Annotated in this window: 9 protein-coding genes; 5 read left to right on the top strand and 4 right to left on the bottom strand. The window is 70.3% G+C overall.

What is annotated here, in order from left to right:
• Positions 1–1,877: 1,877 nt before the first annotated feature.
• From KIH74_RS33625 to KIH74_RS33615, 3 genes are read right to left on the bottom strand one after another with little or no spacing between them, the layout of a single operon-like run.
• Positions 1,878–3,239 carry an NAD(P)/FAD-dependent oxidoreductase gene (locus tag KIH74_RS33625; RefSeq protein WP_214160468.1) on the bottom strand — a complete coding sequence of 454 codons (1,362 nt, stop codon included), beginning with the start codon at positions 3,237–3,239 and terminating at the stop codon, positions 1,878–1,880.
• Between the two features lie 26 nt (positions 3,240–3,265).
• A complete protein-coding gene (locus tag KIH74_RS33620) occupies positions 3,266–4,654 on the bottom strand; it encodes an aspartate aminotransferase family protein (protein ID WP_214160467.1) in 1,389 nt (462 codons plus the stop codon).
• A complete protein-coding gene (locus KIH74_RS33615; protein ID WP_214160466.1) occupies positions 4,651–5,169 on the bottom strand; it encodes an Lrp/AsnC family transcriptional regulator in 519 nt (172 codons plus the stop codon). Before KIH74_RS33615 ends, KIH74_RS33620 begins: the two co-directional genes overlap by 4 nt.
• Positions 5,170–5,639: 470 nt before the next feature.
• On the opposite strand from KIH74_RS33615, the gene KIH74_RS33610 reads away from it, so the two are divergent.
• The 5 genes from KIH74_RS33610 to KIH74_RS33590 all read left to right on the top strand — a co-directional run bounded on the left by KIH74_RS33610 (position 5,640) and on the right by KIH74_RS33590 (position 11,215).
• On the top strand, positions 5,640–6,887 hold the full coding sequence (locus KIH74_RS33610; RefSeq protein ID WP_214160465.1) for an ABC transporter substrate-binding protein: 1,248 nt from the start codon (positions 5,640–5,642) through the stop codon (positions 6,885–6,887).
• 13 nt (positions 6,888–6,900) lie between these two features.
• Complete coding sequence (locus KIH74_RS33605; RefSeq protein ID WP_214160464.1) at positions 6,901–8,022, top strand: ABC transporter ATP-binding protein; 1,122 nt, start codon at positions 6,901–6,903, stop codon at positions 8,020–8,022.
• Between the two features lies 1 nt (position 8,023).
• Positions 8,024–8,938 carry an ABC transporter permease gene (locus KIH74_RS33600; RefSeq protein WP_214160463.1) on the top strand — a complete coding sequence of 305 codons (915 nt, stop codon included), beginning with the start codon at positions 8,024–8,026 and terminating at the stop codon, positions 8,936–8,938.
• Entirely contained in the window at positions 8,935–9,717 is a 783-nt protein-coding gene (locus KIH74_RS33595; RefSeq protein WP_214160462.1) for an ABC transporter permease, read from the top strand. Before KIH74_RS33600 ends, KIH74_RS33595 begins: the two co-directional genes overlap by 4 nt.
• 64 nt (positions 9,718–9,781) lie before the next feature.
• A complete protein-coding gene (locus tag KIH74_RS33590) occupies positions 9,782–11,215 on the top strand; it encodes an NAD(P)/FAD-dependent oxidoreductase (protein WP_214160461.1) in 1,434 nt (477 codons plus the stop codon).
• 39 nt (positions 11,216–11,254) lie between these two features.
• Here the strand turns inward: KIH74_RS33590 and KIH74_RS33585 are convergent, their stop codons facing one another.
• Complete coding sequence (locus KIH74_RS33585) at positions 11,255–12,826, bottom strand: MFS transporter (RefSeq protein ID WP_214160460.1); 1,572 nt, start codon at positions 12,824–12,826, stop codon at positions 11,255–11,257.
• Positions 12,827–12,923: the final 97 nt, after the last annotated feature.

The following is a 12,923-nucleotide window of genomic DNA, read 5'->3' as shown; positions in this document are numbered from 1 at the left end:
AGCGGCTCGGTGGTGGGGGAGACCGGACGGGCCGGGGCCGCCGGGGCATGGGCGGCGGGGGCCTGCGGCACCGGCTGGGGAACCGGGGCCGCCGGAGCCGCCGGGGGTGCCTGGCGGGTGCCGCCCGGCGGGGTGCCGTAGCCGGTGCCGTCGTACCCGTCGTAGGTCTGCCGCGCACCGGCCGGGGTAACGTCCTCGTAGCCGTAGGCCGGCTCGTACCCCGGGGCTCGGGTGGGCTGCGGCGCGGCGTGCCGGACGTCGTGACGCGCCTCGGCCGGCTGGTGGCGTGGTGCCCGGTAGCCCTGCTCGGTGCGGTAGTCGTTGCGGTAAGCCGTCTCGGCCCGGTGATCGTCACCGGTGCCGTAGCCCTGAGCCACCGGACCCTCACTCTCGCTGTATGTCTCGTGACCCGGGTACCGGTCGGCGCCGGGCTCGGGCAGCAGCGGCAGTTCGCCGCTGATCGGCGTCGACGACACCAGGTAGGTGCCGGACGCCGGGGAGGAGATCACGGTGGCCGAGGCGATGATCGCCTCGGCGCCGGTGACCGGGGGGACGTCGGGGGTGCGCGGCGGCTGCTCGCCCGCCTGCGGCTTGGGGCGGCGGGTGCGGGCCGGCAGCGGGGCACCCGGCTCGAAGGCGAACAGGTGCTCCTGCGGTTCCGGGCTGACGCGCAGATCGATGCGGTCGCCGTCGCGCATGTCGCCGGGACGCAGGGGGACCGGCATCTCGCCGGAGTCCGTCGAGGTCGGCGACGGGATGGCGCTCGCCGGGCTGTCCGGGTTGGCGTGCTTGGCCTCGGTGCGCGACATGCGCTGTCGAAGCCCGGCGAAGCCGCGCGGTGAATTGCTCATCGAGTCTCCAGTCATCCAGGGCTGGCGGCTCATCCGGAGTGTGCCCTCCCCACCTGTCCGACCATGGAAACACACGTTGTCAGGGCTGGGAAGCAGCATTCGGAAATGCTGGCTATTCCCTTGTCCGAGCTTAGGGGATAACACCCAAGCGGACCTATTTCAGGGACACAGGGTGACGAAATCGTGCCCGGTTGTGCGTGGACTCGGCGACCTGTGGTGAGGGGTGCGCGGGAAATTAACAATGCCCGAAGGATGTTCCAGAACGCCATACTAACTTTCTGTGCACGATTGCTAACTCGCTGGAACATCATTCCTTGACCAGCGCCGAAATAAGGGCTTTCGGTGATGGCCGGGTCACGATCAGCAGTCCGGCGAGCGGTTCGTGACCCGATTGTTTTCCTCCGGTGGAGAACCTATTGACAACCCCGGTCACGGTTTGATGACAGTTCAAGCAACAATGCAAAGACGGCCTTGGGGTGTCGTGCACATTCTCACCCGTTCGGAGTAGGCGGCCTCCGGGAAAACACCTTGAGCGGCTTCCGGTAATGTCCGCCGGTCCATTCTGTATGTCCGATTAGATGGCAATTCATAGCTTTCCCGCGACGGCTGCCGGGCCTCTGTCGGGAGTCCGGCCGCCGGGACTGTCAAGCGGTGCGGTTCAGGCCGACCCGCGCCGGAACGTGCGGGCGCCGAACCACAGCGGGACGGCCACGAGCAGCACGGTGGACGCCGCCCCCCCAGTGCGGCGGCGCCGAGCACGTCGCTGGTGACGAGGGCCCGGGTGCCGTCGACCCGCCCGGCCGGGCCGACCCGCTGCCGCTCGACCGCCCCGGCGCGGTACTCGGCCGCCAGCCCGGAGCTCCTCATCGGCGCCCGAGGGCGACGATGAGGCCGTGGTCGATCACCAGCAGCCGAACGCAGAGGTGGTCGGCCGCGTCGAGGTCGTGCGTGGTGAGGAGGACGGTGCTGCCCAGCCGGTCGCGCGGGTCGGCCGCGTGGTTCCAGGGACCGCAGCCTACGAAGGGCTCAGTGGCCGAGCAGCGGTGACATCAGCCGGGCGGCCAGCGACGGCCGGGAGGTGAGGCGTTCCTCGTGGTCCGCGGCCGTCATCGCGGTCAGCCCGGCGTTGGTGCCGAGCCAGCGCAGCGGTTCTGGTTCCCAGTTGCGGGAGCGGTGATTCACCCAGGGCAGGGCGGTCAGCGCGGTGTCGCGGTTCAGCAACAGGTCCCGCAGCGTGCGCCCGGCCAGGTTGGTGGTGGACAGCCCGTCGCCGACATAGCCCCCGGCCCAGCCGATGCCGGAGCGCCGGTCCAGGCCGGCCGAGGCGTTCCAGTCCCGGGCGATGCCGAGCGCACCGCCCCAGCTGTGCGTGAAGGCGTGTCCCCGGAGCGCCGGGAACAGCTCGGTCAGGGTGTGCCGCAGGGCCTCGTGCACCCGGGCGTGCTGATCGAGGTCCGGGCTGATGCGCGAGCCGAAGTGATAGGGGGCGCCGCGCCCGCCGAAGGCGATCCGGTCGTCGGCGGTGCGCTGTCCGTAGATCACCAGATGCCTTGCGTCGGTGAAGGTCTCGCCGCGCTCCAGGCCGACCTGGGCCCAGAACGACGCGGGCAGCGGCTCGGTGGCGACCATCAGCGAGTAGACCGGCGCGATCGCCCGGCGGGTGCCCGGCAACTGCGACGTCCAGGCCTCGGTGGCCCGCACCACGTGCTCCGCCGACACGGTGCCGTAGGCGGTGCGCACCCGGGGGCCGTGACCGCCCCCGGCGGGCAGGATCTCCAGTGCCGGGGTGCGTTCCAGGATCACCCCGCCCATCCGCTCCACCACGCCGGCCAGCCCGCGCACCAGCAGCGCGGGCTGGAGCCGCGCGCAGTGCGGGGTGTACCCGGCGCCGACCACCCCGGAAGCCCGCACGCGGGCGGCGGTCTCACCGGCGTCCCAGATCTCGTAGCCGTCGATGCCGCCGCGCGCGACGTCGGCCGCCACCGCCGAGCGCACCCGCTCCAGCTGCACGCCGGAGCGGGCGAGCTCGATCGTGCCGCCACGAACGAAGTGGCAGTCGATGCCCTCCGCCGCGGCCACCCGGCCGACCTCGCCCACCGTCTCGTTCATCGTGCGGCGCATGGCCAGCGCCGCGGGCAGGCCGTGACGGCGGGCCAGCGCCGTCACCGAAACCGGGAACAGCGCGGAACACCAGCCGCCGTTACGCCCGCTCGCACCGAAGCCCGCGATCTGCGCCTCCAGCACCGCGATCCGCAGCGACGGCTGTTCCTTCAGCAGGTAGTAGGCCGTCCACAGACCGGTCAGGCCGCCGCCGACGACGCAGACGTCCACGTCCAGGTCGCCGTCCAGGCGGGGGCGGGGGACCAGGTCGTCAGCAACCTGATCCATCCACAACGACACCGACCGGAACTGGTTCACAACCGGGTCCACGCCTCGGTCAGCACCGAGCGCAGGATGCCCTCGATCTCGGTGAACTCGGCCGGGCCCATGGTCAGTGGCGGCGACAGCTGGATCACCGGGTCGCCGCGGTCGTCGGCACGGCAGTACAGGCCCGCGTCGAACAGTGCCTTGGACAGGAAACCCCGCAGCAGGCGCTCGGACTCGTCCTCGTCGAAGGTCTCCCGGGTGGTCTTGTCCTTGACCAGCTCGATCCCGTAGAAGTAGCCCTCGCCGCGCACGTCACCGACGATCGGCAGGTCGAGCAGCTTCTCCAGGGTGGCGCGGAACACCGGCGCGTTGGTGCGCACGTTCTCCAGCAGGCCCTCGGACTCGAACAGCTCCAGGTTGGCCAGGCCGACCGCGGCCGACACCGGGTGCCCGCCGAAGGTGTAGCCGTGCGGGAAGTAGGTGGTGCCCTCGCGGAACGGCTCGAACAGCTTCTCGCTCGCGATCATCGCGCCGATCGGGGAGTAGCCGCTGGTCATGCCCTTGGCGCAGGTGATCATGTCGGGCACGTAGCCCAGCTCGGTGCAGGCGAACATGCCGCCGACCCGGCCGAACGCGCAGATCGTCTCGTCCGACACCAGCAGCACGTCGTACTGGTCGCAGATCTCGCGCACCCGCTCGAAGTAGCCGGGCGGGGGCGGGAAACAGCCGCCGGCGTTCTGCACCGGCTCCAGGAACACCGCGGCCACCTGGTCGGGGCCCTCGAACTCGATCGCCTCGGCGATCCGCTCCGCGGCCCAGCGGCCGAACCGCTTGGGGTCGTCGCGCAGTTCCTCGGCGGCCCGGTAGATGTTGGTGTTCGGCACCCGGGAGGCACCCGGCACCAGCGGCTCGAAATCGGCCTTCATACCGGGGATCCCGGTGATCGACAGGGCGCCGGCGGTGGTGCCGTGGTAAGCGACCGACCGCGAGATCACCTTGGTCTTGGCGGGCTTTCCGCGCAGCTTCCAGTACTGCTTGGCCAGCTTCCAGGCGGACTCGACGGCCTCGCCGCCGCCGGTGGTGAAGAAGACCCGGTTCAGGTCGCCCGGCGCGTAGTGCGCCAGCCTCTCGGACAGCTCGATCGCGGGCGGCGTGGCGTAGGACCAGAGCGGGAAGAACGCCAGCTCCCTGGCCTGCTTCGCGGCAGCGTCGGCCAGCACCTGGCGGCCGTGCCCGGCCTGCACCACGAACAGCCCGGCCAGGCCGTCGATGTACTTGCGGCCGGTCGAGTCCCAGATGTGGTGGCCCTCGCCCTTCACGATCACCGGGGCGGGCTCGGGGTCGGAGCCGAAATAGCCGGAGTGGCGGGTGAAGTGGAGCCAGAGGTGGTCGCGGGCCGAGTTGTTCCAGGCCTGGGTCAGTGCGTCAGTGGTCATCGGGTACCCCAGTTGTAGAGCTGCTTGCGGAGTTTGAGATAGACGAAGGTCTCGGTGGAGCGCACCCCGGGCAGTTTGCGGATCTGCGCACTGACCAGGTCGAGCAGGTGGTCGTCGTCCTCACACACCACCTCGACCAGGAGGTCGAACGAACCGGCGGTGACCACCACGTAGTCCACCTCGGCCATCGCCGACAGCTCGTCGGCGACCGGCTCGATCTCTCCCTCGACCTTCACGCCGATCATCGCCTGCCGCGCGAAACCCACCTGGAGCGGGTCGGTGACGGCGACGATCTGCATCACCCCACCGTCGAGCAGCCGCTGCACGCGCTGCCGGACGGCCGCCTCGGACAGGCCCACGGCCTTGCCGATGGCGGCATACGGACGCCGGCCGTCTTCCTGGAGCTGCTCGATGATGCGCTTGGAGGTCTCGTCGAGCGGCTGCGAGGCGTGCGGTCCGGAGGGCCGTACGGGTTTACGGGTCACCCTCTGATCTTCACCGTAGACCAGGCCCATGACAATAGATTCCGTTGTTTCCGGTGCGAAAACATTCCGAATCCATACCGCTCGTCGCCGGGGAGTGCGGAAACCGGCGGCTGCCCGATCCGGGCCTGACTGCGCTTTCCGTAGCCGCGGTGAGCACGTAATCGGTGGTCAAAACGGCTGCATCTGGCCGGTTTCCCCGTCGTCCATACCCATCCGGTAACGAATCCGTTGCGTTTCGCCGGTAAACACTACGAAAAACTACCTTGACTCCTTGCCGTGCATCTTTACGGCGTGTCAGTATCCGTTGCGTTCCGCCCCGGGTTCCCTGATTCCCGGTGACTGACGGTGAAAGTGCTGCCGGTCACGGGCATTGTTAACGACGTGTTGCGAACTGTGTGCGACCGGTCCTGAAGCCGGAAGACGCGCCTAGGCTGACGCTCCCCTGCGGAGGCCCGCTCTCGAGAACGCCATCCGTAGCGTTACGAAAGGACGTACGTCCCATGTCCCAGCGTCGCCGCCCGCTGTCCCCCGAAGCCGCGGCCGTGATCCGTGCCCAGCGCTCCGCCGGCCGGCTCTCCCGCCGCTCGCTCTTCGCCGGTGCCGGCACCCTCGGGCTCGGTGCCACCCTGGCCGCCTGCGGAACCTCGGGCACGGCCACCGGCAGCTCCGGGGCCACCGCGCCGTCCGCCGCGCAGGACCGCTCGGCCACCGACAAGGTGGTGAACTGGGCGAACTGGGCGCTGTACCTGGACTACGACGACAAGAGCAAGAACTACCCGACTCTGGAGGCCTTCCAGAAGGAGACGGGGATCAAGGCGACGTACGACGAGGCGATCGAGGACAACGACTCGTACTACGGAAAGGTGCAGGGGCAGCTGGCCAACGGCCAGGACATCGGCAAGGACATCATCGTCTTCACCGACTACATGGCCGCCCGGGTGATCGAGCAGGGCTATGTGCAGAAGCTGAACCGGGAGAACATCCCGAACGCCGGCAACATCCTGGACAACCTCACCGACGTCGACTTCGACAAGGGCCGCGAGTACTCCCTCACCTGGCAGTCCGGTTACGCGGGCCTGGCCTGGAACAAGGAGAAGCTGCCGCAGGGCCTGAAGAGCGTGGACGACCTGTGGAGCCCCGCGCTCAAGGGCAAGGTCGAGGTGCTCTCCGAAATGCGGGACACCCTGGGCCTGATCATGCTCCAGCAGGGTGTCGACATCTCCGGCGACTTCACCTCCGACCAGTTCGGCGACGCCGTCGCGGTGCTCGAGAAGCAGCTGAACAACGGCCAGATCCGCCAGGTCAAGGGGAACTCGTACGCGCAGGACCTGATCTCCGGCGACGCGATCGCGGTGATCGCCTGGTCGGGCGACATCACCGCGCTGAACGCCGAGAACGGCGACAAGTGGGGATTCGCGCTGCCGGAGGCCGGCGGCACGATGTGGAGCGACAACATGCTCGTGCCGATCGGCTCGCCGCACAAGACGAACGCCGAGACGCTCATGAACTACTACTACGAGCCCGAGGTGGCGGCCGAGGTGGCCGCCTACGTGAACTACATCTGCCCGGTCAAGGGTGCCCAGGACGTGCTGGCCAAGAGCAAGGACAAGGAGCTGCGGGCCCTCACGACCAACCCGAACATCTTCCCGACCGACGCGGACCTGGCCAAGGTCAAGGTGTTCCGCACCCTGACCGGCACCGAGGAGACCGAGTTCGCCTCCGAGTTCCAGCGCGTTCTCGGCAACTGAGAGGCATCTGACGATGGCCGAAGACCTCCGCCTCACCGGCGTCAGCAAGCGGTTCGCCTCGTTCACCGCCGTCGACGGTCTCGACCTGACGATCGCGCAGGGCGAGTTCTTCGCCGTGCTCGGCCCGTCGGGCTGCGGCAAGACCACGACGCTGCGGATGATCGCCGGCCTGGAGGACCCCACCGAAGGGTCCATCCACCTGGGCGATCTCGACGTCACGCACAAGAAGCCGTACCAGCGGCCGGTGAACACGGTGTTCCAGAACTACGCCCTGTTCCCGCACCTGACGATCTTCGAGAACGTGGCGTTCGGCCTGCGCCGGCGCGGGGTGAAGGACGTGAAGCGGCAGGCCGGCGACGCGCTCGACCTGGTCGAGCTGGGGCACCTGGCGGGGCGCAAGCCCGCGCAGCTGTCCGGTGGCCAGCAGCAGCGGATCGCGCTGGCCCGGGCCGTGGTCAACCGGCCGAAGGTGCTGCTGCTCGACGAGCCGCTGGGCGCGCTGGACCTGAAACTCCGCCGCCAGATGCAGATCGAGCTCAAGCGCATCCAGATGGAGGTCGGCATCACCTTCGTGCATGTCACCCACGACCAGGAGGAGGCCATGACGATGGCCGACCGGGTCGCGGTGATGAACCACGGCAGGGTCGAGCAGCTGGGCCCGCCGAGTGAGCTGTACGAGACGCCGGACACCACGTTCGTGGCCAACTTCCTCGGCCAGTCCAACCTGGTGCCGGTGCGCCGGGCGGGCACCGACGGCGACCACGTGGTGGTCGAGACGCACGGGCAGAAGGTGCGGGTGCGCCGCGCACGGTGTGTCGAGGCGAACGACCTGCTCCTCGGGGTTCGCCCGGAGAAGGTGCGCATCCTCGCCGAGTCCGAGCGGACGTCCCCTCATCTGAACGTGCTCACCGGCGGGGTGGTGCTGGACGCCAGCTACCTCGGCGTGTCCACGCAGTACCTGGTGCGGATGCCGTGGGGGCAGAATCTCACGGTGTTCGCCCAGAACCTCGGTGTGGGAGAGCGTTTCCGGGACGGCGAGAGGGCGGTGCTGGCCTGGGAGCCGGACCACGGTTTCGGGCTGGCCGGCGACGCCGACGCCGGTGTGGACGACGAACTCGTCGCGGCGAAGGGCTGACATGGCAGCGATCGCCCCCCACACCCCGGCCGACCCGGCCGACGCCGAGGAGCTGCCCCGGGCCACCGGGAAACAGCTGCGCACCGTCCTGCTCCTGCTCCTTCCCGGTCTGCTCTGGCTCGCGATCTTCTTCGTGGTCCCGATCTTCACGCTGGCCGGGACCTCCACCCAGACCCCTTCGGGCAGTGGCATTCCCGGCGAGTTCGTGCAGACCTTCCACCTGGCCAACTACTGGGACGCGTTCAGCGACTACAAGGCGCACTTCGCCCGCTCGTTCCTGTACTCGTTCCTGGCCACGGTGCTCTGCCTGGCGATCGGCTACCCGCTGGCCTACCTGATCGCCTTCCGCGCCGGCCGGGCACGCAACCTGCTGCTGGTGCTCGTGGTGGCGCCGTTCTTCTGCTCGTTCGTGCTGCGCACCCTGGCCTGGCGGCAGATTCTGGCCGACGACGGCTGGGTGGTGTCGTCGCTGAAGTGGCTGCACCTGATCCCGCAGGACGCCACGGTCACCGCCAGCGCGGTCGCGGTGGTCGCCGGGATCACCTACAACTACCTGCCTTTCATGGTGCTGCCGCTGTACTCCAGCCTGGAGCGCATCGACCCGCGGCTGATCGAGGCGGGCGGTGACCTGTACGGCAACGGCCTGACCGTGCTGCGCCGGGTGACGTTCCCGCTGTCGATGCCCGGGGTGGTGGCGGGCACGCTGCTCACGTTCATCCCGGCCTCCGGCGACTACGTGAACGCCAGCCTGCTCGGCAACACCCGCACCACGATGATCGGGAACGTGGTGGAGAGCCGGTTCTTCCGGATCGTCGACTACCCGACGGCGGCGGCCCTGAGCTTCATCCTGATGGCGATCATCCTGGTGCTGGTCGTGTTCTACGTGCGCCGGGCCGGGACGGAGGAACTGGTATGAGGTGGCTCCAGCGGCACGCCCTGCACATCTACGGCGTGGTGGCGTTCGCCTACATCTTCACGCCGATCGCCTACATCATGGTGTTCAGCTTCAACCAGCCCGCCCGCACCAACCTCACCTGGCGCGGGTTCACGCTGGAGAACTGGGCCAACCCGTGCGCCGCGCCGGACGTCTGCTCGGCCCTGGGCAACAGCCTGAAGATCGGCCTGCTCTCCACGCTGATCGCCACGGTGCTCGGCACGATGGTGGCGTTCGCCCTGGCCCGCTACCGGTTCCGCGGCCGCACGCCGACCAATCTGCTGCTGTTCCTGCCGATGGCCACGCCGGAGGTGGTGCTGGCCGCGTCGCTGCTCACGCTGTTCCTGAACCTGAAGTTCCCGCTGGGCTTCACCACGATCGTGATCGCGCACGTGATGTTCAGCATCAGCTTCGTGGTGGTGGCGGTGAAGGCCCGGATCGCCGGGCTGGACCCACGGCTGGAGCAGGCGGCGCAGGACCTCTACGCGAACGAGCTGGAGACCTTCCGGCGGATCACCCTGCCGCTGGTCGCGCCGGGTATCGCCGGGGCCGCCCTGCTGGCGTTCAGCCTGTCGTTCGACGACTTCATCATCACCAACTTCGTCTCCGGCAACGTCAACACGTTCCCCAAGCTGGTGTATGTGTCGGCGCAGCGCGGCATCCCGGCCTCGGCCTACGTGATCGGCTCGGCGATGTTCCTGCTGGCGATGATGATCGTGCTGGCCACCGAGCTGTTCCGCTGGCGGCGTGCCAAGCCCTAGGGTCGCGGTGGTGAGAAGGGGGCCAGGGATGGCGTCGTGGGCAGGTGGTTCGCTGAGGGGCGCCGTGCGCGCGCCACTCTGGCCGGCCGTGGACCCGGGCTCGTCCCGGGCTCCGCTGGAGTCCGACCTGCTGGTCGACCTGCTGGTGGTGGGCGGCGGATTCACCGGGTTGTGGGCGGCGCTGCTGGCCGCGCGGCGCGACCCGGGCCGCCGCGTCGCCCTGGTCGAGGCGGGCACGCTGGGCTGGGCGGCGAGCGGCCGTAACGGCGGGTTCGTGTCGGCGTCGCTGACCCACGGCGTGGCCAACGGGCTGGCCCGCTGGCCCGGTGAGATGGCGCTGCTGGAGCGGCTGGGCCGGGAGAACCTGGACGCCGTCGAGCAGACCGTGCGGGAGTACGGGATCGACTGCGGGTGGACGCGTTCCGGCGAGCTGGTGGCCGCGGTGCGGCCCTGGCAGGTGGCCGAGCTGCGCGAGCTGGTCGAGGTGTCGGGCCGGCTGGGGAACGAGGCCAGGCTGGTCGACGGGGACGGTGCCCGGGCGGTCGCGAACTCGCCCACCTACCTGGCCGGGGCGGTGTTCCCGCACTCCACGGCCACGGTCGAGCCGTCCCGCCTGGCGCGTGGGCTGGCCCGGGCGGCGGAGCGACTCGGGGTACAGATCTTCGAGGGCAGCCGGGTTGAGGCGCTGCGTGACGAGGGGTCCCGGGTGGCCGCCTGGGTCGTCACCGGCCTCCCGGTCGGCTCACGGCACCGGTGGGGGACGACGGAAACCTCGCAGAAGTCCACGCCGGTAAGGGAATTCACGGTACGGGCGGACCGGGTGGTGCTGGGGACCGGTGTGTTCCCGTCGCCGTTGCGCCGGCTGCGCCTGTTCACCGTGCCGGTGTGGGACCACGTGCTGAGCACCGAGCCGCTCGGTGACCGGCAGTGGGACGCCCTGGGCTGGAAGGGTGGCGAGGGCATCTCGGACGCCGGCAACCAGTTCCACTATTACCGCACCACGCAGGACCGGCGGGTGGTGTGGGGCGGCTACGACGCGCACTACTACTTCGGGTCCGACCTGGCCCAGCGCCGGATGCGCCGGGAGCAGACCGAGAAGCGGCTGGCCGAGCACTTCTTCACCACCTTCCCGCAGCTGCGCGGGCTGCGGTTCGGGCACGTGTGGGCCGGGGCGATCGACACCAGCACCCGCTTCACCCCGTTCTGGACGCCCGCGCTCGGCCGGAAGGTGGTGTCGGTGCAGGGCTATACCGGCCTGGGGGTCGGCTCGTCGCGGTTCGGCGCGCAGGTGGCGCTCGACCTGCTGGAGGGCGCCCAGAACGAGCGCACCCGGCTCACCATGGTGCGCCGCCCGCCGGTGCCGTTCCCGCCGGAACCGTTGCGCTGGGCCGGGATCCAGCTGACCCGTTCCGCCCTGGCCCGCGCCGACGCCGAGAACGGCCGCCGCAACCGCTGGCTGCGCACGCTGGACCGGCTGGGGCTGGGGTTCGACAGCTGAGGCCCCAGGCAGCAGCTGAGGTCCGGGCAGTCTGCCGGCTCAGGCGGCCGGGAAGTAGTGCCGCTCCCGTGCGGTGCCCTCGACCAGCGCGAGCGCGGCGTCCAGCCCGGCGTGGTCGTAGCCGGTCCAGCGGGTCAGGCCGGCCCGGGTGAACTCGCCCCAGGAACGCACGGAGAACTGCTCGCGGTAGGCGTGCTCGTCGTCGCCGCTGCGCTCCAGCGTCCACGAGGTGGCGCCGGTGCGACGGCGGGAGCGCTCGACCGCGCGCATCGCCGTCACGAATGCTGTTCCGCCGCCAGGCCTCACGGTGTAGTCGATCTCGATGGTGACCGGCCCGTCGACCGGGTCGGGCTCGAACACCAGCTGCGGCTGCCCGGCGCTCAGCGCCGTGATGGTTCGGTCGAGTGTGCCGGTGCCCTCGCGCAGCGGCAGCACGGCGACGCTCAGGCCGGTGAGCACCAGCAGACCGGCCGCGACCAGCAGGGTGGGGGTGCTGCCGATCCCTCCGGCCAGCAGACCCCAGCCGAACGACGCCACACCCTGCCCGCCCATGAAGACCAGCAGGTAGAAAGCCACGCCACGGGCCCTCACCCAGTCCGCGAGGGTGAGCTGAAGGGCGGCGTTCAGGGTGGTCAGCGTGACGATCCAGGAGATGCCGGTGAGCACGAACACCGGCACCAGCAGGGCGACCGAGCCCAGCGACGGCGCGGCCAGGCCGAGGGCGTAGACCAGGGCCGAGCCGGCCAGCAGCGTGGACGACCCGAACCGCCGGCGCAGCCCGGGCAGCACCACCACGCCGAGCACCGCGCCCGCGCCCAGCACCCCGAGCAGCAGGCCGTAACCGCCCGACCCGAGCCCCAGTTCGCCGGTGGCGACGGTCGGCAGCAGGGCCCAGAGCGCACAGGCGGGGACGGCGAAGAGCGCCGCCCGCAGCAGGATGCGACGCACGCCCGGGGCCGAGCGCACATACCGCACCCCGGCCAGCAGGGCCTCACCGTGGCGTTCGCGGCCCAGCGGGGCACGGCGCGGTTCCCGCCGCCAGCGCAGCAGCACGACCAGCACCCCCAGGAACGACAGGGCGTTGAGGGCGAACACCGCCCAGGGCCCGGTGAACCCGACGATCACCCCGGCCGCCGCCGGGCCGACCGCGCGGGCCGCGTTCACGGTGACGCTGCCCAGCGACGCCGCCGCCGGGATCTCCTCGCGCGGAACCAGTTCCGGCTGCACCGCCTGCCAGGCCGGGCTGGTCAGGGCGGACAGGCAGCCCAGGGTGAAGGTCGCGGTGAGCAGCGACCAGGGGGCCAGGCCGCCGGACAGGTCGAGCACCACCAGGACGGTGGCGGCGACGGCGGACAGCGTGGTGGTGGTCAGCAGCAGACGACGCCGGTCGAGGGCGTCGGCGAGCACACCCGCCACCAGGGAGAGCAGCAGCACCGGAACCAGGGACGCACTCTGCACCAGGGCGACCAGCGCGGGGGAGTGGGTCTCCCGCACCAGGAACCACTGCGCGCCGACCGACTGCATCCACCCGCCCACGTTGGAGGTGAGCTGGGCTGCCCACAGGGCACGGAAGACGGGGCGGCGCAACGGGGCCCAGGGCGAGGAACTCACCCTCCCGACCCTGCGCCCGAACCCACTCCGGCAGAAGGGGCCGCTCGGCCAGGAATACCTCAGATCCGGACACCGCGTGCCGGAGCCGCCGGACAGG

It is taken from the genome of Kineosporia corallincola (genome assembly GCF_018499875.1).
Classification (GTDB): domain Bacteria; phylum Actinomycetota; class Actinomycetes; order Actinomycetales; family Kineosporiaceae; genus Kineosporia; species Kineosporia corallincola.
This window is presented reverse-complemented; position numbering and strand designations above follow the sequence as displayed.